Raw genomic sequence first — 22,030 nt, forward strand, 5'->3', positions numbered from 1 at the left:
GGATAGCAATCGGAGCGGTCAGAGGCTTGCCATATTCCTCGCATAGCCCGAAATCTGCCCGATTCTGCTGGAGGCTTTCTTATGCACAAATTGCTCACCCGCCGTCGTCTCATGGCGGGCTCGGCGATGCTTCTTCCCGCCCTGACGCTCGGTCCTCGGGTGCTGCTAGCCGAGGACGCCGGTACCTCGCCGCAGGCGCCTGCCGCAACGGACAATTCGGCAGCGCCGGCCGCCGGCGGTCAGGGTGGAGACAGCGGCGCGCAGGACAATTCCCAGCTGACCGATGATGTCGACAAGCAGCTGGCCGATCTGGAAAAGAAGACCGGCGGCCGGCTCGGTGTCTCAGTGCTCGACACAGAAACCAATATTTCCCTCGGCCATCGCGAGGAGGAGCGTTTTCCTCTTTGCAGTACCTACAAGGCGCTCGCCGTCGGCTTCGTGCTGGCACGCGTCGACCAGGGCACGGAAAAGCTCGACCGCCGTGTCACCTACGGCAAGGATAAGGTGGTCACCTATTCGCCGGAGACGGAAAAGCATGTCGATGGCGATGGCATGACCGTGGCTGAACTCTGCGCCGCCGCGATCACGCTGAGCGACAATACGGCCGGCAATCTGCTGCTCGAAAGCTTCGGCGGCCCGGCAGCGCTGACCTCATGGCTGCGCACGACAGGTGACACCGAAACCCGCCTCGACCGCAACGAGCCTGACGTTAACCAGGCCATCAAGGACGATCCGCGCGATACTACGACGCCGGATTCGATGCTGGATACGATCGGTCTTCTGACGCTCGGCAACACACTGTCGGATACATCAAGGGATCAGTTGGTGAACTGGCTGGTCGCCAACACGACAGGCAACAATCGCCTGCGTGCTGGCTTGCCGAAAGAATGGAAGGTCGGCGACAAGACCGGCACCGGCAACAACGGCTCCTATGCCGATATCGCCGTCATCTGGCCGCCGGAGCGCGGTCCTGTCCTGGTGACGACTTTCGTGGCCGAGGCCACCGCACCTGCAAAGGACGTCGAGGCCGTCTTTGCCGAGGTCAGCCAGATCGTCGTGGGAATGGTGGGGCAATAGCCGAATAGAATCAACAAAAACAAGATGATACGGTCTCGATCTGAATCAGGATCGTATCGTCTTCATGCAATCTGGTAACTTGCCCGAAGTGTGCAGCGGTTTTCCAATAGCGGCGTGCTTTAGACCATGGACAATGCCGCGGCGGCGCTGTCCGTTTCTTTGTTGCCGTCACCATCGGCGTTGTCGGCACCGAGCTTCTGCTTGATCTCGTCGGCGATCTGGTCGTTGATCGCCTTCTGGTCGTCGGCCGACAGGGACTTGAAGGAATCTTCGGTCAAGCCATGCGCGTCCAGATATTGCGCGCGGATTTTCTGGGCGGGCGTCATGTTCGCCCATTTCGCAAACTCGTCCAGAATGTCTTGATTGGATTGCTCGCTCGACGATGTCGAACTGCTTTCGTCAGCTGCCGTCGCGCTATCCTGATCGGTCCCATCAGTCGATGTCGAAGACGATGTGCTGCCGAACTGGCTGAGCCAAAGGCCGGATGAGATGGAAGAGGGAACACCACTGGACGAGATGGAAGGTCCTGGCGCTTCGTCCTGCTGGCCGCCGCCATCGTCCGGCAGAGTGAAGGGCGTGCTGTCATCGGTATCGCTGCTCTGTTGGCTGCGGATCGGCGTGCTGAAATAGCTCTGTGTGCTGTGATGCACTCTCATCGTCATGTCTCCCCATGGGTTGGCAAGACCATGACTCCGCAAACCTGTCCGTGGCTTATGTTGCGCGCTTCCTCAGGTGCCGCAGAAGGTCTGAAGCACGCGCTCGTTCGGCAGTGGTGGCTCGGCATAGGGCGCGAAGGCAGGCTGGTCCTCATAAGGGCTTGCGAGCACCTTCAGCAATGCTTCGAACAACGAGAAATCGCCATCCTCGACCGCAGCCTCGATGGCCTGCTCGATTCGGTGATTACGAGGAATGAAGGCCGGATTGGCCCTGCGCATTGCTGTGGCCCGCGCCGCCGGCGTCTGCGGATCACGCGCCAGCCGCTCGCGCCACCGTTCAAGCCACGGTGCCGCTGATTGCGGGTCGTTGAACGTGGCGGCAAAATCGGTCACGTCCTCGTCGGCGGCAAGTGCGGCGAGCCGGCGGAAGGTAAGCGTGAAATCCGCAACCTGTTGCTGCATGGTCGCCAAGAGCGACTGGATCAGCTCGAGATCACCGTCTTCCTCGCTCGCAAGCCCGATCTTGGCGCGCATGCCGGCAAGCCAATAGGCCTGAAAGCGCTCGCCATAGGCCTTGATGATGACATTCGCCAGCTCGATCGCCGTATCGACGGAGGGGGCGATCAGCGGAATGAGCGTTTCGCCGAGGCGTGCGAGATTCCATTGGCCGATGGCCGGCTGATTGGCATAGGCATAGCGGCCGTTGCGGTCGATCGAGGAGAAGACGGTTGCCGGATCGTAGGCATCCATGAAGGCGCAGGGGCCGAAATCGATGGTCTCGCCGGATACGGTCATATTGTCGGTGTTCATCACGCCATGGATGAAGCCGACATGCAGCCAGCGGGCGATCAGCGCCGCCTGCCGGTCTGCCACCGCTTCCAGCAGCGCGAGATAGGGGTTCGCCCTGTCGCCGATGTCAGGATAATGCCTGGCGATGACATGATCCGCCAGGATCTTCAGGCTATCCGTATCGCCGCGCGCGGCAAAGAACTGGAAGGTGCCGACGCGGATATGGCTCGCCGCCACGCGCGTGAACACCGCGCCCGGCAGCACTTCCTCGCGATAGACAGGTTCTCCGGTAATGACGGCCGCAAGCGCCCGCGTCGTCGGGATGCTGAGGGCGTGCATCGCCTCGCTGACGATATATTCCCGCAGCACCGGACCGATTGCTGCGCGTCCGTCACCCCGGCGGGAGAATGGCGTCGGTCCCGAACCCTTGAGCTGGATGTCGCGGCGCCTGCCTCTCCGGTCCTTTACCTCGCCGAGGAGGATTGCCCGGCCATCGCCGAGCTGCGGCACGAAATTGCCGAACTGGTGCCCGGCATAGGCCATGGCGATCGGCTGCGATCCCGGCAGTACTTCGTTGCCGGAAAAGATCGCGGCGGCATTCTCTCTCAAGGCTTCCACGTCGAGCCCGAGCTCATGCGCCAGCGCCTCGTTGAACTTGATCAGCGTCGGGGACGTCACGGGCGTCGGTGCCTGATCCGCGAAAAACTGCGGCGGCAGGCGTGCATAGCTGTTGTCGAACGGAACCGGCGGTGCCTGAAGCATCTCTGTTTCGGGAAGGATAGAGCTCATGCTTCCTAAGGTAGGGCGGGCGGAGAGGAGGCGCAAGGCGCTTGCTTGGGGTAAGAAATCATCCTACTTTATCCTACCAGATGTGAGGACTTTGCGATGAACGAGAAACTGAGCATTTCGCTCCCCAGTGAAATGGTTGCTGCCATCAAGGCGCGCGTCGATGCGGGCAGTTATGCCTCCACGAGCGAGGTGCTGCGCGCCGCCGTGAGGGTTTGGCTGCGGGAAGAGGAAGAGTACAAAGAACGTATTTCAGCAATCAGGCAAAAGGTCGCCGCATCATTGGACGACCCTCGGCCAAATTTGAGCGGACACGACGTAAAACAGCGCCTTGATGCCTTTTTTGACAAGCGCCGGTAGGCCATGGAACGATATGCGGTCGAGTATCGCCCGGAGGCCATGGAAAATCTGCTTGAAGTCGCAGCTTACGTGTTCGAGCTAAGTCAGAATATTAGAACGACGGAGGGGTATGTTGGCCGTATTTACGCGCGTTGTGAAAAGATCGGCGATGCTCCGTTCGGAGGCGTTGCTCGAGACGACCTAGGTCCCGGTATTCGTATGGCGGTCTTCGAAAAAAGCGTCGTTATCCTTTACACCATTGTCGAAAATGCAGTCTGGATCACCAACATCTTCTTCGGAAGCAGAGATTACACAGCCCTCGTGACGCGAGCCTAATTGCTTTCCAGCTCCCGCGCCATCTCCGCAAGCTTGCGCACCGTATTGAGATTTCTCGACGTTCCCGCTTTCAGCGCCGGCAGCTTCAGTTTCGAGCGTCCGGAGCCATCGGGATAGTGCACGTAGATTTCGCGGCCGGCGATATGCACTTCCTCGCCGCCGGGTGCAACGAGCTTGTCCAGAGCATCCTTCGGTGCCGCATCCTGGAGGAAGGTCACCAGCAGGTAGTTCGGCTTGGCGTGCGGGAAGGGTGAATGTTCCGCCACCCTTTCCAAGACTTCCCGGCTGCGCAGGATCACGCCCGGAGACTTGCCCATCTTGCGCTCCAGCGCCTCTTCAAGCCGAGCCTGCACCGTTGTCTCGTCCTCCTCGTTGCGGAAGACCACGTTGCCGCTCTGGATGTAGGTCTTTACATCCTTGAAGCCGATTTCCTCGCAGAGCGCCTTGAGATCGGCCATGGACAGCATGCCGGTGCCGCCGACATTGACGGCACGCAGCAGGGCGACGAAGACGGTCATGGTTGCCTCCCGCCGTTCGGCTTACATCTTGCCCGCGACCTTGACGGCGAAGGAATATTCGAACGCCACTTCCTCCAGGCGCTGGAAGCGACCGGAGGCGCCGCCGTGACCGGCATCCATGTTCGTCTTCAACAGGATCGGTGCTTCGCTCGTCGTCTTGTCGCGCAGCTTGGCGACCCACTTTGCCGGTTCCCAGTAGGTGACGCGCGGGTCGGTGAGGCCGCCGAGCGCCAGGATCGGCGGGTAGGGCTTTTCGCCGACATTGTCATAAGGGCTGTAAGCGGCGATCTGCTCGTACTCTTCCTTGCTCTCGATCGGATTGCCCCATTCCGGCCATTCCGGTGGCGTCAGCGGCAGGGTGTCGTCGAGCATGGTGTTGAGCACGTCGACGAAGGGCACGGCAGCGATGATGCCGGCGAATTTCTCCGGCGCCATGTTGGCGACCGCACCCATCAGCATGCCGCCGGCCGATCCGCCCTCGGCGATGATGTTCGCGTAAGAGGTGAACTTCTCCTGATTCAAATAGTCGGCCGCTGCAATGAAGTCCTTGAAGGTATTGGTCTTCTTTTCCATTTTGCCGTCTTCGTACCAGGCAAAGCCCTTGTCCTTGCCGCCGCGGATATGGGCAATGGCATAGACGAAGCCGCGATCGGCGAGCGACAGGCAATTGGTGTTGAAACCGGCCGGAATGGTAACGCCATAGGCACCGTAGCCATAGAGCAGGCAGGGTGCGGAGCCGTCGAGCGGCGTGTCCTTGCGATAAAGCAGCGTCACCGGCACCCGCTCGCCGTCCCAGGCCGGCGCGAAGACGCGGCGCGTTACATAGTCCGACGCATTGTGGCCCGAAGGCACTTCCTGCGTCTTCAGCAGGGTGCGCTCGCGCGTCACCATGTTGTAGTCGTAGAGCTGGCTTGGCGTCGTCATCGAGGAATAGGAGAAACGGATGACATCCGTGTCATATTCGGCCGCGCCCTGCAGGCCGAGCGCATAGGCTTCCTCTTCGAAGGCGATCGCATGCTCCTCGCCAGTACGACGGTCGCGGATGATGATGCGCGGCAGGCCGTCCTTGCGCTCCAGCCAGATGAGGTGACGGGCATAGGCGAGATGGCTGAGGATCAGCGTGCCCGGCTTATGCGCCACGACCTCGCGCCAGTTTTCCTTGCCCGGCTCCTTCGCCGGCGTCTCCATGATCTTGAAATCCTTGGCGTCGCCGTCATTGGTGAGGATGTAGAAGACATCGCCGCCTTCAGTGATCTCGTATTCGATCTCGGTTTCGCGCTCGGCCACGATCTTGGGCTCGGCGGTCAGGTCGGAGGTCGGGATGATGCGGTATTCGCTGGTCTCGTGGTCATGGATATCGATGAAGATATAGTCGTCGAGAAGCGAGCCGCCGACACCCATGAAGAAGCCCGGGTCCTCCTCCTCATAGACCAGCCGGTCGTCCGACTGCGGCGTGCCGATGATGTGGTGGAAGATCTTCGAGGGGCGATGGTTCTCGTCCTGCAGCGTGTAGAAGAAGCTCTTGCCATCGGGCGCCCAGACCGCATCGCCGCCTGTGTTCTCGATCACGTCGGCGAGATCCGAGCCGGTCTCGAAATTGCGGATCTTCAGCGTGAAATATTCCGAACCCTTGTCGTCATATCCCCAGATACCGTGGCTGTGGTCGGAGGAATGGTCGAGACCGGAAAGACGGAAATAGGATTTTCCTTCGTTCTCCTTGTCGCCGTTCAGCAGCAGCTTGCGATCGCCGCCATTGCGAGGCTCGCGGAAAAAGTGGGGTTGCTCGCCGCCGATCACGAAGAGCGTGCCGTAGGCATAGGGGCCGTCCTTCATTGGTATCGAGCTGTCGTCTTCCTTGATGCGCCCCTTCATCTCGCCGAAGAGAACCTTCTGCAGCTCCTTCGTGTCCGCCATCGCGGCGTTCATGTAGGTGTTCTCGGCTTCCAGATGCGACCGGATTTCCGGTGCGAGGATCGACGGGTCCTTGAACATCGCCTGCCAGTTGTCGGCACGCAGCCAGGCATAATCGTCGGTGCGGGCAATGCCGTGACGTGTATTCGTAAGCGGCTTTTTCGGGGCGACAGGCGGGGTGGGGAGATTCTTGAAAACTGACACGGGGAGCGCTTTCTCTGGTGTGAAAGTCGGATGTGAAGTGAAGAGAGAAATAGAGGGCGCCGCGACGAGGTTCAAGCGGCAAGTCTGTTCCTCAAGCTTCATGCAAGCAGCCGACATTAGCGTGGCTTGAACAGGCAGCTTGCGGGAGACCGGATTGGGGCGCTGCCTTGATGAGACCACATTCTTTACCGAAGTCGGCATACAGTGCGTCGACATAAAGGCGGTTGAACGCCTTCCCCGATGGGACGGTCGCACTCAAATCCAAAACAATGCAAGGGACCGGTCTTCATGCTGAAACTCTTCGCCATCCTGATTCCTTTGGCTTCCGTCGCCAGCTCTGCCTATGCCGTCGATCCGGCCATGAAGAAGCAATTGGAAAAGCTCGACCCCTCGGAGCGGATGGAGCAGGCATGCGATGCCGAAGCCATGAAGCGGATCGGAACGGACAAGACGGGTTTCAAGCCGGACAAGGTGATTGCCTACACATTCGGCGATCCCGCCATGAATCCCGATTCGATGAATGCGCCCGGCGCTGTGTTCCGCAGCAAGGGCGACTGGTATCATCTCTCGTATAATTGCGTCACAGGCCCACAGCACATCCATGTCCGCGATCTGAGCTATCAGATCGGCGACAAGGTGCCGCGCGATGCCTGGCAGGAGCATTATCTCTACGATTGATCGCTCTGGGTCGCCCCAGCTGCGGATACGGTTTCACGGCGACCGCGATCTGTTCCGAAGCCGCCTATCCTGACGCGTGGAGATCACCGCCGTCTCAGCGACTCCACACGGGTCAGCTCCGACAGGATGTGATCCTGCACATCGGACGGCTGCCGGCAAACGGCATCTGTCAGGTCGCGCATCGTCGTTCTAAGGCTGTGAAGCTGGTCGACCAGATCCATGACGACATCGACGCCGGGCTCATTGACGCCCATCGCTCCGCTCAGATCGAGGATGAGCTGGCCGCGCGCAATATCGGCGTCGCGGAAGCTTCGCCCCTGATCCGTGACTTCGGGCACAACCCAGCCCTGGGATATCCAGACTTCAAGTATCGTGGTTTCGATCCGGAGGTGCAGTCGAAACTCGCTCTCGTTCATCGCTTATCCTCCCATGGTCTTTCTGGGATCTTGCGCCTTGCCCGCTTCCCAGTCGGAAACGAAGCGCGTCAGCTCGGGGTCCGATGTATCGGGCAGGACGATCTTCAGCGAGACATAGGCATCGCCATTGTCCTTGCCGCGCACCGGCGCGCCTTTGCCCTTCAAGCGTAGCACTTTGCCCGTATTGGAGTTCGGCGGCAGCGTGACGGTGACCGCGCCGGAGGGCGTCGGAACCCGGATCTTGCCGCCGAGCACCGCTTCCGTCAGCGAAATCGGCAGTTCCATCCTGATGTCGTCGCCGTCGCGGGTATAGAACCTGTGCGGGCCGACATGCACCGCAATCAGCGCATCGCCGGGCTTGCCACCGTTGAAGCCTGGATCGCCCTTGCCCTTCAGGCGCAGCGTCTGACCATCGCGCGTGCCGGGCGGAATTTGAACGTCGAGTGCTGGTCCCTCGGGCAGGCTGATCTGCTTCTTTGCGCCATTGATGGCGTCCAGAAAATCGACCTCCATCGTATAGTGACGGTCTTGACCCTGCATCTGGGATTGGCCTCGGCTGCGCCGTGAGAAGAAGCTGGAAAACATGTCGTCGGCATCGCCGAAATCGGCAAAGCCGCCCGTATTCTGATAGGGGCCGCGCTGGCCTTCCTGCGCCGCATAATCACGATAATAGTTGCGCGGCGCCTGCTCGGCACCGCTGCTGTCGATCTCGCCGCGGTCGAACCGCGCGCGCTTCTCCTCGTCGCCGAGAATGCCGTAGGCTGCAGAGACCTCCTTGAACTTTTCCTCGGCCTGCTTGTCGCCGGGGTTAAGGTCGGGATGCAGCTTCTTGGCAAGCTTGCGATAGGCGCTTTGGATATCCTTTTGCGGGGCGTCTCGCTTTACGCCCAAAACTTCATAGGGATCGCGACTCATGCATGTCTCTCTTTGGGAGCACGGAAAAATACGCAGATAGTGCTACGCCAATCTCATATCAATCGTAGCATAGACGCGGTCAGGTTGAAGCCCGCACTTTGCGGCCTTCATGTTTGGCGCATTTGTGATGTGAAATGGACAGGATGCCGCCGGTTTGCCATATTTCCGGCGTGTTGCCGGATGATCTCGGGCGGTGCGGTTGGGGTGGCGACGCCTCCCTGCCAGAAGATTTCGCTTGCTTGATCGACCCGGTGGCCGCCTGATGAAACGCCTGTTGCTGACATCCATAATACTGCTTGCCGCACGCGCCGCCTTTGCCGCGCCGCCGGAGCAGCCGCCAGCCGGTTGGCCGCAATTGCCGCCGAAGGCGCCGGCTTCGAAGGTCAAGCTTGTGGAGCCGCATCTGCACGTTGATCGCGCGGACAAAGGCGCGCCCCGCATCGCGCTCACCTTCGATGCCTGCATGGGCAAGACCGATCCGCGCATCCTCGGCACCCTTGTCGATCAACGCATCCCGGCGACGATCTTTGTCACCGCGCGCTGGCTGCGTACCAATCCGGACGCATTGAAGGTTTTCCTCGCCCATCCCGATCTTTTCGAACTGGAAAACCACGGGCAGAACCATATCCCGGCCGTCGATATCCCGACCAAGGTCTACGGCATTGCCGCTGCTGGTTCGCCGCAGGCTGTGGCACAGGAGGTCAAGGGAGGCGCCGATGCGATGGTCGCCGCCGGTATTCCGCAGCCGCGCTGGTTTCGCGGCGCAACCGCCAAATACACGCCTGCGGCCATTATGCAGATCCGCGGCATGGGCTACCGGATCGCCGGCTACTCGGTGAATGGTGACAGCGGCTCGCTTTTGCCGGCCAAGATGGTGGAAAAGCAGTATGCCTCCGCCAAGGATGGTGATGTCATCATCTCGCACATCAACCAGCCGACGCATGCGGCGGGTGAGGGCGTGGCGGCAAGCATTCTGGCGTTGAAGACCAAAGGCGTGCAGTTCGTTCGCTTGCAGGATATCTCCGAAAAGGGTGATGACGACACCACGAACTGACGGGTAATCCGCGGGTCTGCCTCAGCCCGGCAATTGCGGCTGGGCCTTTTCCTCGATGAAAAGTTCGTCGATGACGGTCATGACGATCAGCGACAACGGCAGTGCCAGCATGGCGCCGACCGCACCCCACATCCACGTCCAGAAGATGATGGCGAAGAAGACGACGAAGGGATTGAGCTCCCACTGACGGCCCATCACGGCTGGAAAGACCAGGTTTTCCACTGCTAGATGGACGGCAAAGAAGACAATGGCGGGAGCCAGCGCAAAGACTATGTCCGAATGCGTAAGGATGCCGGCGATCGCCAATGCGATCGTCATGGCGGTGACGCCGAGAAATGGAATGAAGCTGGCAACGAAGGCGAACGCGCCCCAGAGCACCGGCACGCTCAAACCGCCGGCATAGGCAATGACCGTCATGGCGACACCGATGCCGGCATAGATCAGCGAGGCTGTGGCGAAATAAAAGCCGAGCACCTGCTCCACCGCGTTGATGATGCGGATCGTCGTCAATCTCGCCGCCCTGTTGGAAAAGGTCATGATGATCGTCTTGCGCAGGCTGAGCCTGCTGACGAGAAACAGTAAGAGCGCCGCAAAGAAGATCAGGATCTGAACGATGGCCGGTGTGAGGTTGCTGGAAACGACATGCAGAACATTGCCGCTGTTTTCCAGCAAGGTGTTGATGGACATCGGGCTGCCTTGAAGGGTCTCGGATGAAATGTGCAGCCATTTGAACCGGTCGAGGTAGGGCATCAGCCGGTCGGATGTGCGCTGGAAGAAGTCAGGCGCTTCTTGCGCCAGCTTGGCGACCGGCCCGGCGAGCGCATTGATAATCAGGAAGATGACCAAGGCCACGCCCGATGACAGCAGAATGGCGTTCAGGACGCGAGGCACGCCCATCTTGCTGAGCTTTTCCGCCGCCAGGCCGAGGATCATGCCGACGACGACCGCCAGCGTCACCGGGATGAGGATCAGCGACATCGTGTAGACGGCGGCCAAGGCCAGCATGAGGAAAATGCCAATTGTTGCCCAGGAGGCGGCGATATGGAGTTTCCTGTCTCCGGTCCCGTCGAGTATATCTGAAATTTCCGCGTCTTCATGTGCGCGGGATGCGTTGCGGCCCGTGCTCGAGCCGGTCTCCTGCGCTGCGGCTGCATCTGATCGGCTGGCGGCGATTTTGTCGATATCCATCCCTAGAAAATTCCCCGAAGGCAGGATCGCCTCACCACTCCAACGCGAAAAGCCCGCCGCGGTTCCGCAACGGGCCTTTTTCCTAGGGATATTCGGGGTTGGCGTCAGGCGACCAGATTGAGCCCGATGCCCCAGGGATCGCGCAGCGACACGCCGCCATCACGCTTTTCCGTCTTGATCTCGTGCTGCTCCAGGGCGACGACGGCCTTGTCCAGGGCCGCCTTGTCGTTGAAGCGCAGCGTATAGTCGGAAAGGCCGGTCATATGCTCGGTGCGCACGCCGGCGCCGCGGCTGTTCCAGGTATTGGCGCCGAGATGATGGTGATAGCCACCGGTCGCAAGGAATGTGGCGCCGGGATAGCGCGCCGCCATGACCGTCATCCCGAGTACGTCGCGGTAGAAGGCGTTCGCTTCGGCGACGTCGCCGACCTGCAGATGGATATGGCCGATCGCCGATCCCTCGGCCATGCCCTCCCAGCGATCTTGCGGGGCGGTCTCATAAAGCTTCTGCAGATCGAGCCGGAGCGTGGCCATCTCAACGGTGCCATCGTCATGGAACGTCCACGTCTCATGCGGTCGGTCGGCATAGATCTCGATGCCGTTGCCTTCAGGGTCGGAGAGGTAGATGGCTTCGCTGACGATATGGTCGGAGGCACCTTCGAGCGCGACATTGTTTTGCGCTGCATGGCGAAGCCAGCGCGCAAGCTCGATGCGGCTCGGCAGCAGGAAGGCGGTATGGAACAGGCCCGCCGCCGTCCTTGGCGCACGCGTGGCCGCGCGATCCGTCGTCAGCGTCAGAAGCGGATGGCCGGCAACGCCCAGAACCTCTGCGCTCGCTGTCTTCTCGATCACTTTCAGGCCCAACATGTCCTGATAGAAGCGGGATACCAGCGGCAGGTCGGCGACGACGAGATGGGACCCGCCGACATAGGCAGGACGGGTGAGGGCATAGGAGGGGGCGGTTTCGGTCATGGGGTCAGTTTCAACCTCGATGGTCTTGAAAAGGCAACCGGCGTCGGCGGCAGGAGCCGCCAGTGGCGGGCAGGAGGGTTTCGCCGGTTGATATGCCTCTTTGATCCCCCGGCCCACTGTACTTGCACATCCATATGGCCGATTTCGATTGTTCACAGAAGGCCACAAATTGCGGATTGAGCGTTCGCTTTCCATTGACGGGCAACGGACATGCCAAACGTAAAGCATTCACGAAGATTTATCGATGCACTCGTTTGGCGCAGTTGCGTCCTCGTCGCTGCGGTGCAAGGATCGACGCCGCACGCAAACGGAACAGGGTGAAATGACCGAGTACAGAGGCATCCGTTGGGCCTATGACCGATATGAGATTATCGCAGACGGCATCGTCAACGGTGTCGGCGTGGTCTTCGCGCTGATCGGCGCCACCGTGTTGATCTTCTATGCGACTGTCTGGAGCTCCCACGGCGAGATTGCCGCCGCCTGGATCTATGGCGTCGGCCTGGTGCTGACGCTCGGCATGTCCTTCACCTACAATCTGTGGCCGGTATCCCGGACGAAGTGGTTTCTGCGCCGCTTCGACCATTCCTTTATCTATATCCTGATTGCCGCCACCTACACGCCCTTTCTCGAGCGGGGAGCCGAGGACCCATTGCTCTTCGGCGTGCTGATCGCCGTCTGGGCGTTCGCGGCGTTCGGTATTGTCCTGAAAGTCCTTTTTCCCGGCCGCTTCGATCGATTGGCGATCCTGCTCTACCTTGCGATGGGTTGGAGCGGCGTCCTCGTTGCCAAGCCGGTGTCCATGTATATCCCGTTCGCCTCGATGCTACTCATCGTCATCGGCGGTGTGATCTATTCGCTCGGGGTGATCTTTCACGTCTGGGAAAAGCTGCGCTTCCAGAATGCCATCTGGCACGGCTTTGTCGTTGCCGCCGCCGCCGTACACTATTCGGCTGTCTTGACCTGCTTCAGCCTGTCGCCGGAAAACTTTTGACGATCTCGGCCGTCGGCGTGCATTTCTTGGTCGAACGCAGGCTGCGCACCAGGCGCATGACGATGGCGTCGTAGCGCTGCATATCCGCTTTTAAATAATCCATCTGGAAGAAGGCGGCTGCGCCATTGCAGAGCGCGACCCCGCGCACATAGACGATGCGCCCCTGCTTGGTGCCTGAAAAGCTGATGCCGCGAGAGTTCGATTTGGAGTAGGAAATCTTCCAGCCTTCGTCCCTGGCAAGGGCGACGCGCCCATTTGCTTCCGACGTAAAGTCGCCATCGGCGGTCATCGTCCCGAAGACCTGTAGCGAGGCGGAACGATCCGCCGGCGACAGCGACAGCCGATCGGTATCTTCGGAAGATGCGGCAAGATGGAATTCCGACGGCAGTTCGATCGCATAGCCAAGGCCCGCATTGTCATAGGACCACCAGTCCGCGGCAAGAGCCGTGGTGGGGGAGAGGAGCAGGACGGCGATCAAGCGGGCGAGCATTGCGGTTTCCGGGAGGCGGGATCTGCAAACCGATCAAGAATAGCGCATTTTTCAGCACAGTTTCCATAGCGATTCAGGAAATCGCCGATAAATTAGCGCAAATTCATTACAGCTTCATTGCGAGCCATGCAGGATCGGCAATGTAATCAGCGGCGGTGCGGCCTCCGGCCGGAAATCGCGAGCCTCCGGACTGCCGGCGATCTCCTGCAACCCATGCGGTTATCTGCGTGGAAGGCCGATTTCAGTGGTTTACGTCCGGTTTTCCCTTGTCAGGGCTTGAGACGGTGTGCCCTTTCGCCTATCCCTTCAAATCAGCTTCGGCTTTGCCGGATTCCGCATGAACGTAGAATAAGGGGGGGACATGGCCGCCGCCACCGCGGGCCTGACATTCCTGGCTCTATGCCTGCCCTTTATCGGTGCGCTGATCGCGCCGATAGCCGTTCGGCGGTTGGGCCACAAGGCGGCCTGGCCCCTGGCGTTGCTCCCCGCTCTCGCCTTTCTGCATTTTTCGGGCTTCTTTCCCGCCGTCGCAGCCGGACGCGTCGAACTCGGCGGCTTTGATTGGGTGCCAAGCCTTGATCTCAGGTTTTCCTGGCTGATTGACGGCCTGTCGCTGACTTTTGCCCTGCTCATCACCGGCATCGGCACGCTGATAGTGCTCTATGCCGGCGGCTATCTAAAGGGACATGTCGATCTCGGGCGCTTCTTCTCCTTCATCTTTCTTTTTATGGGCTCGATGCTCGGCCTCGTCGTATCGGACAGCTTCCTGACGCTCTTCGTCTTCTGGGAACTGACCTCGATCACCTCTTTCCTGCTGATCGGCTTCGATCACCGAAGAGAGGCATCGCGCCGGGCGGCATTGCAGGCGCTTGTCGTGACCGGCGGCGGCGGATTGCTGCTGCTGGCGGGTCTGTTGCTGATCTGGCAGGTGACCGGCATCGGCGCGATGTCCGATCTCCTGAAGGCCGGCGATGCCCTGCGCGGAAGCCCGTTCTATCTTGCCGCCCTCATTCTCGTGCTCGGCGGCGCCTTCACCAAGTCGGCGCAGTTTCCGTTTCACTTCTGGCTGCCGAATGCCATGGAAGCGCCGACGCCCGTCTCGGCCTATCTTCACTCGGCAACCATGGTGAAGGCGGGGGTCTATCTGCTGATGCGGCTCAATCCGGTCATGGGCGGCACGACAGCCTGGCAGACGATCCTGCCGGTCTTCGGCGCGGCGACCTTGCTCGTCGGAACCCTGCTTGCCATCCGCCAGACCGATCTGAAGTTGAAGCTTGCCTATACGACGGTTTCCTCGCTTGGCCTGCTGGTGATGCTGACAGGCTTCGGCACGGACTATGCCGTCGAGGCCGCCGTTCTCTATCTGGTGGCGCATTCGCTGTTCAAGGGAGCCCTGTTCATGGTCGCCGGCATTGTCGATCACGAGACGGGAACGCGCGACATCACCCGGTTGGGCGGCCTGCGCTCCGCCATGCCATTGACCTTTGCCGCTGCCCTCGTTGCGGCCGTGTCGATGGGCGGCTTGCCGCCGGCCTTTGGATTCCTTGCCAAGGAAGAGATCTACGCCGCGCTGGCTCAGGCATCGCCGGCTGCGATCGTCCTGACGGTCATCGCCGTGGCCGGCAATGCGCTGATGTTCGCCATCGCCTTTGCCGTGGCGCTGAAGCCCTTCATCGGGCAGCTGGCCGAGACGCCGCGACATCCACATGAAGCGCCGCCATTGCTTTGGCTCGGGCCGGTGATGCTCGCTCTGCTGGGCCTTCTGGCGGCTTTGTTCTCGGGCTTGTGGCATCAGTATGTTTCTTCGCCGATGGCCAGCGCCGTCGGCGGCAAGGGATTGGAAATATCGGTCTCGCTGGTCCCGCATATCGGCGTGCCCCTGGCGCTCTCTCTGGTCACCGTGCTGATCGGCATCGCCGTCTATTGGCAGCTGGATCGCGCCCGCTTCCTGATGTCGGTCGTCCTGCGGAGCCTCGGGCCTGGGCCGGATCGCGGCTTCGACGGGTTCATCTCGGGCCTGGTGCGATTGTCGCATGCCGTATCGCGGCTCCTGCAGCCTGGGCGGTTGGAAATCTACGTCACCGTGACTTTCCTCTGCCTGGCGGCGATGCTGCTGATCCCCCTCATGGTTCATGGCGAATTGCCCGATATGCCCGCCTGGCCGAACCTGCAATGGCATGAAGCGACGATCTTCCTCATCGCCATCATCGGCGTTGCCGCGGTCGTGTTTGCGCGCGACCGGCTGACGGCGATCGTTTCGCTCGGCATCCAGGGCTTTGCCGTCGCCGTCATTTTCCTGCTGTTCGGCGCGCCGGATCTGTCCTTCACCCAGTTTATGGTCGAGACGCTTTCGGTCGTGATCCTGGCGCTTGTCATGACGCGCCTGCGCCTTTCGCCTTCCGATCACCGGCCGCCCCTGGCCAGAATTGCCCATGCCGTGCTCGCAATTGCCTGTGGCACTGGCTTTGCGCTGCTCCTGCTGAAAGCGACCCAGGCGCCATTCGACCTGACGCTGACCGCCTTCTTCAATCAGTATTCGAAGCTGATCGCCCACGGCGACAACGTCGTCAACGTCATCATCGTCGACTTCCGTGGCACCGATACGCTCGGTGAGATCGCCGTCGTCGCCATGACCGGGCTTGCGATCCTGGCGCTGATCCGCATCCGCGCCGGCGGCGAACGCAAGCTTGCGGCCAACGATCCCGATCTTGAGGAGAAGCCCGGTCTTGGCGAAGGGATAGAGGTCAGGCACTCATGAACACGCTGATCTTCCGCACCGCCGCGCCATTTCTGACGGCCCTGATGCTGCTCTTCTCGGTCTTCGTGCTGCTGCGCGGCCATAACGAACCCGGCGGCGGCTTTATCGGCGGCTTGATCGCGGCCTCGGCGCTGGCAATCTGTGGCATTGCCTGCGGTGTTACGGCAGTCCGGCGGGCCATCATCTTTCATCCGCTGGCGATTGCCGGGTTCGGCCTGCTCGCCTCGACTGCCGCGGGCATCCTGTCCATCTTCGCCGGCGTTCCCTTCATGACCGGACTGTGGATCTATCCGCATCTGTTCGGCGTGGAGATACCGCTCTCCACGGTCACGCTCTTCGACATCGGCGTCTATCTCGTCGTCGTTGGAGCCATCACCTCGATCGCGCTGGCGCTCGAAGAGCGGGAGGTGGATTGATGGAAGCCGTCTTTGCCGTCGTCGTCGGCTTTTTCTTCACTGCTGCCATCTATCTGATGTTGTCGCGATATTCGATCCGCATCATGCTCGGCATCGCGATCCTCGGCAATGCCGTCAATCTCCTGCTGTTCACCGCCGGCCGGGTGACGCCCGAAGTGCCGCCCATCATCCAGAAAGGCGCGAGCACACTCGATAACGCAGCCGCCAATCCGCTGCCGCAGGCATTGATCCTGACGGCGATCGTCATCTCCTTCTCGTTTCTCGCCTTTCTGCTTGTCCTGACCTATCGCGCCTATCAGGACCTGAAGACCGACAACACGGACGAGATGCTGCTCGCCGAACCGGACGAGCGGCCGCTGCCGCCTTTGGGGTACTGACGCCATGGCTGGACCCACGGATATCGCAGTCGACCTCTCGCATGCACTGGTTGCCGCGCCGATACCGATGGCGCATTGGCTGGTCATATCGCCGGTCGCCTTGTGCATCGGGCTCGGTGCGATCCTTCTGATGCTGCGCAATCGGACGGAGTGGCATTCATGGATTGCCATTCCGGGTCTGGTGCTGCTGGTGTTGATCGATGCCGCCTTGCTCTACAGGGTCGTCAGCGATGGAGCCGTGACCATGGTCATGGGGCGGTGGCTGCCGCCCTTCGGCATCGCCTTCAGCGTCGATATTTTCAGCGCGCTCATGGCTCTGACGGCGGCGATCGCGGCGCTTGCGGCAAGCGTTTATTCGCTCGGCGAAATCACCGCGAGCGGTAGGCGGTACGGCTTCTTTCCTTTCCTGATGCTGCTGCTGGCCGGTGTCAGCGGCGCCTTCCTGACCGGCGATGTCTTCAATCTCTATGTCTGGTTCGAGGTGCTGCTGATCTCGTCCTTCGGGCTGCTGATCCTCGGCTCGGAGCCGGAGCAGATCGACGGCGCGTTGAAATATGCCGTCCTCAATCTCATCGCCACCACGCTCTTCCTCGTCTCCGTCGGCTACCTCTATGCCGTCTTCGGCACGCTCAACATGGCAGATATCGCCATGAAGGCGAGGGCGGGCGACAGCGCCGCGCCGCTGACGACGCTGGCCGGTCTTTTCCTGCTGGCCTTCGGCATGAAAGCGGCGGCTTTCCCGGTCAATTTCTGGCTCCCGGCCTCCTATCACACGCCTCGCATCACCGTTTCGGCCCTGTTCGCCGGCCTGCTGACCAAGGTCGGCGTCTACGCGCTCATCCGGATTCTGGTCATGTTGTTGCCGGTCGAGCGGGCGGGACTTGGCCCGCTCATCACAGTCATCGCCATCGCGACCATGCTTATCGGCGTGGTGGGGGCGCTGGGCGCAAGCGATATCCGCCGCATGCTCGGCTATATCGTCATATCGGGCATCGGCACGATGCTCGCCGGCGTGGCGCTTGGCAGCGCCGATGGCCTCACCGGCGCAATCTTCTATGCGCTGCATTCGATGGTGCTGATGACCGCCCTTTATCTGATCGCCGGGCAGGCGGCACGGCTCGGCGGCGGCTTTTCGCTTGCCGCCCTTGGCGGGCTTTATCGCCGCAGCGGCTGGTTTGCCGGCCTTTCGCTGGTGCTGTTCTTCGCCATCAGCGGTTTGCCGCCGTTCTCGGGCTTCTGGCCCAAGGTCGTGCTGGTCAAGGCCGCGCTTGCGACGGGTGCGTGGTGGCTCGCCGCAACAATCCTGTTGGCCGGTTTCCTGACGACGATCGTCTTCGGGCGGGTGTTCCTGCTCGCTTATTGGCGCCCTGCGGCCGCTGAAGCCACAGCGGCAGAATCGATCGGATGGCAGGCCGCCGTACCGCTCCTTGCTCTTTCTCTGCTTGTCGTGGGCTTCGGCCTGTTTCCGGAATGGCTCCTGCACCTGACGCGGGCAGCAGCTCTCGGCCTCGAGCAGCCATCGGCCTATCTGCAGTCCGTCTTCCCAGCAGCTGGAGGCGCTCAATGATCCTGTTCATCTTCAATTTGCTGCTCGCCATCGTCTGGGTCGCCATTACGGGCAGTACCTCCTTTATCAATCTGGTGTTCGGCTTCATACTGGCGGCGATTGCGCTGGCGATCGTGCGCTCATCCTATGGCGGTGTGCTCTATCTCAGCCGTGTCAGGCGAATCCTCGTTCTGCTGCTGGTGTTCGTGTGCGAACTCGCCAAGTCGGTCTGGGCGGTCGCCGTCGCTGTCATGAGCCCCAGGATGGATGTGAAGCCGGGGATCTTCGCCTTTCCGCTGACCGTCGACCGCGATTTCGAAATCACGCTGCTTGCCAACCTCATCACCCTGACGCCGGGAACACTGTCCGTCGACGTCTCCGATGATCGCAAGACGCTCTATGTTCACGCGCTCGACTGCTCCGATCCGGAAGCCATCAGGCGCAGCATTGCCGATGGCTTCGAACGCCGGATCATGGAGGCTTTCCGATGATGGCGGCATCCGTCATTTCAGCCGCCGCGATGGTCGCGCTCGGCATTTTGAGCATCGCGTTTCTGTTTACCGTCTATCGCGTAGTGGTCGGCCCGACATTGCCGGACCGGGTCCTGGCGCTCGATATGCTGGTGGCGATCGCCATCGGCTTCATCGCTGTCATCGCCATCAAGACCGGCTTCACGCTCTATATCGATATCGCCATTTCGCTCGGCCTTGTAGGCTTTCTTGCTACCGTCGCCTTCGCACGCTTCATTCTGACACAGGCGCAATCCGACGCCTCGGAGCGGACGGTCGCCGGGCGAACTGCTGGCGTCGCGTCTGAAGACAGGAAGGTGCGTAAGCACGACAAGCGGAAGAAGGGAGGGCGGTAGTGGATTTGCTCTGGGCCATCATAGTAACCGCGCTTCTACTTTCGGGCGCGCTATTCTCGCTCATCGCCGCAATCGGCATCGTTCGCCTCCCCGATCTTTACAGCCGCATGCATGCGGCGTCGAAGGCGGGCACGGTCGGCTCCGGCCTGTTGCTACTTGCGGTCGGTATCCACTCGCAGGACATGTCGATCCTGGCCCGAGCGCTGGCCGGGTTCGTTTTTTTCGTGCTGACGGCACCGATTGCGGCACATCTTCTGGCACGCGCGGCACACAAGGCCGGACATCGGCTGACGCCGCCTTCGGTGCGGGACGAACTGCTGGCACAGGAGCAGATCGCGAGACGCGGGTATAGAAAGAAGGGCTAACAAACGCGGAGATTGTTGATGAAGGAATAGCTATTCGCGTTATTAGTTATCTATTTTTTAGTAGATGAAATTTTTGCGAAGAAATGTAGGGATTAAAAACTGGACATTTGGGTAAAGAGTGCTAATTCAGATTCAAGTAGAGTTCTGATGTTGAGTTAGTCTCGACCGGGTTTAAGCTCTCGATGCTTTTATCTTTCTTTGATGAAAAGCTGAGCAAAACTTTCTTCCGGTAAGCGATTAAAGATCGCTATCGCGGTCGTTAATTCTGACATCAGGCGGCAAGGGGCGGTTTTCTATCGCATGAGGTCTAGGGGTGGATTTCATGAGGTAAGAAATTTGGCTTTATCCACCGTTTTCTTGCTGGTGACTGCTACGAATGCGAGCAATGCGTTCGCGCGCATTGCTCGGCGCTGGGACATAGCGAAATCAACAGATTTCCATAGTCAAGCGCAAATCATATAGCAACGTTGTGCCTTGCGCACTCTCCGGAGGCGCGGATGCAGCAAGCAAGCCGATGAACAGGAGAACACAATGACAGATGCGGCCCTTGGCAACGGGCAGGAGTTACTGGTTGAACTGACTGCCGACATCGTCGCGGCCTATGTCAGCAACCATGTCGTACCGGTCAGCGACCTTCCGAATTTGATTTCCGACGTACATTCCGCCTTGAGCAACACCTCGGCTCCGGCACCTGCCGTAACCGTGGTCGAAAAGCAGAAGCCGGCCGTATCCGTTCGTAAATCCGTACAGGATGACCAGATCACCTGCCTGGAATGTGGTGGCAGCTTCAAGTCTCTGAAGCGCCATCTCATGACCCACCATGGTCTCTCGCCGGAAGAGTATCGCGAGAAGTGGGATCTTGCCGCCGACTATCCGATGGTGGCACCAGCCTACGCGGAAGCCCGTTCGCGCCTTGCAAAGGAAATGGGCCTCGGCCAACGCCGCAAGCGCGGCAGCCGCTGAGAGTTCGATAGCGAATTGAAGACAACCCGGCTTTCGGGCCGGGTTGTCTCTATGATTGTTGCAAGTTCGTGCTTATGCCGCGGCTCTGACCCGGGCCTCTTCGCGGATGCGCTTGATCATCGAGCGCAATCCATTGGCTCGTTGCGAGGAGAGATGCTCCACCAGGCCGATCCTGCCGAAGACGTCGAGTGCGTCGAGAGCCGCAATTTCCGAGGCCGGCTTGCCGGAATAGGTCGCCAGCACGATCGCCACCAGCCCGCGCACGATATGTGCGTCTGAATCGCCCTCAAAGGTCAATATCGGATTGTCCGGATCGCCGGATACATGCGTGACGAGCCAGACCTGGCTCGCGCAGCCTTGAACCTTGTTTTCCAGCGTCCGCCTTTCCTCCGCCAGATCGGGCAGCGCCTTGCCGAGTTCGATCACAAAGCGATAGCGATCCTCCCAGTCGTCCAGGAACGAAAAGTCTTCGATGATCTTGTCAAGCGGTGTCATTGCAGCCGTCCAGATTGTCCATTGTCTTGGATATAGGCGAAACGGGGCACGATTTGAACCCAGGACGACAAAGAACGCCGCTGACCATCGAAGGTCCGCGGCGCTGAAGTTGGGGCCAATGGAAAAGTTGTCAGATGCGCGGGCGCGGCATCGGCAGCGGAATGGAAGACGGCAGCTTGACCGTGCCGGTAACGACGACGTCGGCCGTTTCGGTGGCTGCGATGCGCTTGGCCGGCATCGGCTGGGTCATGGCGGCGGCCTGATCGGCGCTTGCGTGAACTGTTGCGGCATCGGCCTGGGCGGCCGACTGCTGATCCTTGAAATGACGGCCAAGCATGTCGTAGGCAACGCGGGCGCCGTCGCCGACCTGATAGCCGAGAGCGGTCAGCGTTTCGCCGCCCTTGAGGCAGACATCCGGCTTCTCGCTGCACATGGCGCCGACATACTGGACGACGCCCGATGCAGCCGAAATCGCATCGGAAACCTGTACCGTCGGTTCACTGCCCGGCCGAGGCCCGCCTTCGGGCTTTGCAAAGATCGGCAGGAACATGAGAACCAGCGAAAACCAGAACCCTGCTCTAATCAGAAACCACATCGCACAGCCCATCCTCTCTGTCGCTCGGTTCGAGCGCCGATTCGGACTTGCTCGTCCGATCTGGTTCGAACCCTATCCGGCAGAGGACAACAGCGCTTTTCAAAACTCGGCAGCATTTTCTGAAATTTTGATTCAAATTTTAGCTTTCCGACTTTGAGCAGCATTTGGTTCAAATTGTAGCGATTGATGTTAAGCATGTCTCGCCCGATGCCGTTGATATGCAGGGCTTTGCGGATGCAGGCCTTGCCGCAAAAGTTAACGCGTGGCGGAAATACGAATAAAATCCGTTGCTTACCCGCTGTTAACCACAAAAAACAATGGTCCCTCATTC

Annotated in this window: 25 protein-coding genes; 14 read left to right on the top strand and 11 right to left on the bottom strand. The window is 60.3% G+C overall.

Going from position 1 to position 22,030, the window contains the following annotated elements:
* The first annotated feature begins 81 nt into the window (after positions 1–81).
* Positions 82–1,077 (top strand): class A beta-lactamase, encoded by a 996-nt coding sequence (bla, locus tag ACIQWP_RS13690; protein WP_402787882.1) that lies wholly within the window; start codon positions 82–84, stop codon positions 1,075–1,077.
* 119 nt (positions 1,078–1,196) lie between these two features.
* On the opposite strand, the gene ACIQWP_RS13695 is transcribed toward bla, so the two are convergent.
* Together ACIQWP_RS13695 and ACIQWP_RS13700 are read right to left on the bottom strand one after the other, a co-directional pair.
* A complete protein-coding gene (locus tag ACIQWP_RS13695; protein ID WP_402787885.1) occupies positions 1,197–1,733 on the bottom strand; it encodes a hypothetical protein in 537 nt (178 codons plus the stop codon).
* A gap of 72 nt (positions 1,734–1,805) precedes the next feature.
* Positions 1,806–3,311, bottom strand: coding sequence for a YdiU family protein (locus ACIQWP_RS13700; RefSeq protein WP_402787888.1), 1,506 nt, complete (start codon positions 3,309–3,311; stop codon positions 1,806–1,808).
* Between the two features lie 96 nt (positions 3,312–3,407).
* Here ACIQWP_RS13700 and ACIQWP_RS13705 point away from each other — a divergent pair, with 96 nt between their 5' ends.
* Positions 3,408–3,668 carry a type II toxin-antitoxin system ParD family antitoxin gene (locus ACIQWP_RS13705; protein WP_402787891.1) on the top strand — a complete coding sequence of 87 codons (261 nt, stop codon included), beginning with the start codon at positions 3,408–3,410 and terminating at the stop codon, positions 3,666–3,668.
* Between the two features lie 3 nt (positions 3,669–3,671).
* Complete coding sequence (locus ACIQWP_RS13710) at positions 3,672–3,983, top strand: type II toxin-antitoxin system RelE/ParE family toxin (protein WP_402787894.1); 312 nt, start codon at positions 3,672–3,674, stop codon at positions 3,981–3,983.
* Here the strand turns inward: ACIQWP_RS13710 and ACIQWP_RS13715 are convergent.
* Both ACIQWP_RS13715 and ACIQWP_RS13720 read right to left on the bottom strand, forming a co-directional pair.
* On the bottom strand, positions 3,980–4,501 hold the full coding sequence (locus ACIQWP_RS13715) for a DUF1697 domain-containing protein (RefSeq protein ID WP_402787897.1): 522 nt from the start codon (positions 4,499–4,501) through the stop codon (positions 3,980–3,982). The genes ACIQWP_RS13710 and ACIQWP_RS13715 overlap by 4 nt on opposite strands.
* Positions 4,502–4,522: 21 nt before the next feature.
* Positions 4,523–6,616, bottom strand: a complete 2,094-nt coding sequence (locus ACIQWP_RS13720; protein WP_402787900.1) for a S9 family peptidase — start codon at positions 6,614–6,616, stop codon at positions 4,523–4,525.
* 288 nt (positions 6,617–6,904) lie between these two features.
* Between ACIQWP_RS13720 and ACIQWP_RS13725 the strand changes: the two genes are divergently transcribed.
* Complete coding sequence (locus ACIQWP_RS13725; protein ID WP_402787902.1) at positions 6,905–7,294, top strand: DUF930 domain-containing protein; 390 nt, start codon at positions 6,905–6,907, stop codon at positions 7,292–7,294.
* A gap of 83 nt (positions 7,295–7,377) precedes the next feature.
* Here the strand turns inward: ACIQWP_RS13725 and ACIQWP_RS13730 are convergent, their stop codons facing one another.
* Positions 7,378–7,710 carry a chaperone modulator CbpM gene (locus tag ACIQWP_RS13730; protein WP_402787905.1) on the bottom strand — a complete coding sequence of 111 codons (333 nt, stop codon included), beginning with the start codon at positions 7,708–7,710 and terminating at the stop codon, positions 7,378–7,380.
* Positions 7,711–7,713: 3 nt separating this feature from the next.
* Complete coding sequence (locus ACIQWP_RS13735) at positions 7,714–8,625, bottom strand: DnaJ C-terminal domain-containing protein (protein WP_402787908.1); 912 nt, start codon at positions 8,623–8,625, stop codon at positions 7,714–7,716.
* 262 nt (positions 8,626–8,887) lie between these two features.
* Here ACIQWP_RS13735 and ACIQWP_RS13740 point away from each other — a divergent pair, with 262 nt between their 5' ends.
* The gene (locus ACIQWP_RS13740; protein WP_402788721.1) at positions 8,888–9,679 is read left to right on the top strand and encodes a polysaccharide deacetylase family protein; all 792 of its coding nucleotides are present in this window, start codon (positions 8,888–8,890) and stop codon (positions 9,677–9,679) included.
* A gap of 21 nt (positions 9,680–9,700) precedes the next feature.
* Here ACIQWP_RS13740 and ACIQWP_RS13745 read toward each other — a convergent pair whose 3' ends face one another.
* Together ACIQWP_RS13745 and ACIQWP_RS13750 are read right to left on the bottom strand one after the other, a co-directional pair.
* Complete coding sequence (locus ACIQWP_RS13745) at positions 9,701–10,867, bottom strand: AI-2E family transporter (RefSeq protein ID WP_402787910.1); 1,167 nt, start codon at positions 10,865–10,867, stop codon at positions 9,701–9,703.
* Positions 10,868–10,971: 104 nt separating this feature from the next.
* Positions 10,972–11,838 carry a VOC family protein gene (locus tag ACIQWP_RS13750; RefSeq protein WP_402787913.1) on the bottom strand — a complete coding sequence of 289 codons (867 nt, stop codon included), beginning with the start codon at positions 11,836–11,838 and terminating at the stop codon, positions 10,972–10,974.
* Positions 11,839–12,160: 322 nt separating this feature from the next.
* Between ACIQWP_RS13750 and ACIQWP_RS13755 the strand changes: the two genes are divergently transcribed.
* Positions 12,161–12,829, top strand: coding sequence for a hemolysin III family protein (locus ACIQWP_RS13755; RefSeq protein ID WP_402787916.1), 669 nt, complete (start codon positions 12,161–12,163; stop codon positions 12,827–12,829).
* On the opposite strand, the gene ACIQWP_RS13760 is transcribed toward ACIQWP_RS13755, so the two are convergent.
* Positions 12,804–13,319, bottom strand: a complete 516-nt coding sequence (locus ACIQWP_RS13760; protein ID WP_402787919.1) for a hypothetical protein — start codon at positions 13,317–13,319, stop codon at positions 12,804–12,806. The genes ACIQWP_RS13755 and ACIQWP_RS13760 overlap by 26 nt on opposite strands.
* A 361-nt stretch (positions 13,320–13,680) precedes the next feature.
* Here ACIQWP_RS13760 and ACIQWP_RS13765 point away from each other — a divergent pair, with 361 nt between their 5' ends.
* The 8 genes from ACIQWP_RS13765 (at position 13,681) to ACIQWP_RS13800 (ending at position 20,609) form a co-directional block, all read left to right on the top strand.
* A complete protein-coding gene (locus ACIQWP_RS13765) occupies positions 13,681–16,077 on the top strand; it encodes a putative monovalent cation/H+ antiporter subunit A (RefSeq protein ID WP_402787922.1) in 2,397 nt (798 codons plus the stop codon).
* Positions 16,074–16,493 carry a Na(+)/H(+) antiporter subunit B gene (locus tag ACIQWP_RS13770; protein ID WP_402787925.1) on the top strand — a complete coding sequence of 140 codons (420 nt, stop codon included), beginning with the start codon at positions 16,074–16,076 and terminating at the stop codon, positions 16,491–16,493. Before ACIQWP_RS13765 ends, ACIQWP_RS13770 begins: the two co-directional genes overlap by 4 nt.
* A complete protein-coding gene (locus ACIQWP_RS13775) occupies positions 16,493–16,870 on the top strand; it encodes a Na+/H+ antiporter subunit C (RefSeq protein WP_402787928.1) in 378 nt (125 codons plus the stop codon). Before ACIQWP_RS13770 ends, ACIQWP_RS13775 begins: the two co-directional genes overlap by 1 nt.
* Before the next feature lie 4 nt (positions 16,871–16,874).
* The gene (locus ACIQWP_RS13780; RefSeq protein ID WP_402787931.1) at positions 16,875–18,437 is read left to right on the top strand and encodes a Na+/H+ antiporter subunit D; all 1,563 of its coding nucleotides are present in this window, start codon (positions 16,875–16,877) and stop codon (positions 18,435–18,437) included.
* Positions 18,434–18,907: a Na+/H+ antiporter subunit E gene (locus tag ACIQWP_RS13785; RefSeq protein WP_402787934.1), complete on the top strand. Its 474-nt coding sequence runs from the start codon at positions 18,434–18,436 to the stop codon at positions 18,905–18,907. Before ACIQWP_RS13780 ends, ACIQWP_RS13785 begins: the two co-directional genes overlap by 4 nt.
* Complete coding sequence (locus ACIQWP_RS13790) at positions 18,904–19,281, top strand: cation:proton antiporter (protein WP_402787937.1); 378 nt, start codon at positions 18,904–18,906, stop codon at positions 19,279–19,281. Before ACIQWP_RS13785 ends, ACIQWP_RS13790 begins: the two co-directional genes overlap by 4 nt.
* Positions 19,281–19,646: a monovalent cation/H(+) antiporter subunit G gene (mnhG, locus tag ACIQWP_RS13795; protein ID WP_402787940.1), complete on the top strand. Its 366-nt coding sequence runs from the start codon at positions 19,281–19,283 to the stop codon at positions 19,644–19,646. Before ACIQWP_RS13790 ends, mnhG begins: the two co-directional genes overlap by 1 nt.
* Positions 19,647–20,177: 531 nt before the next feature.
* A complete protein-coding gene (locus tag ACIQWP_RS13800) occupies positions 20,178–20,609 on the top strand; it encodes a MucR family transcriptional regulator (protein WP_047627360.1) in 432 nt (143 codons plus the stop codon).
* Positions 20,610–20,681: 72 nt separating this feature from the next.
* On the opposite strand, the gene ACIQWP_RS13805 is transcribed toward ACIQWP_RS13800, so the two are convergent.
* Together ACIQWP_RS13805 and ACIQWP_RS13810 are read right to left on the bottom strand one after the other, a co-directional pair.
* Positions 20,682–21,104, bottom strand: a complete 423-nt coding sequence (locus ACIQWP_RS13805) for a SufE family protein (protein ID WP_402787944.1) — start codon at positions 21,102–21,104, stop codon at positions 20,682–20,684.
* A 130-nt stretch (positions 21,105–21,234) separates the two neighbouring features.
* The gene (locus tag ACIQWP_RS13810) at positions 21,235–21,699 is read right to left on the bottom strand and encodes a DUF5330 domain-containing protein (protein WP_402787947.1); all 465 of its coding nucleotides are present in this window, start codon (positions 21,697–21,699) and stop codon (positions 21,235–21,237) included.
* Positions 21,700–22,030: the final 331 nt, after the last annotated feature.

The sequence above is a fragment of the Rhizobium sp. NPDC090279 genome, assembly GCF_044769665.1.
In the GTDB taxonomy this organism is placed as follows: Bacteria; Pseudomonadota; Alphaproteobacteria; order Rhizobiales; family Rhizobiaceae; genus Rhizobium.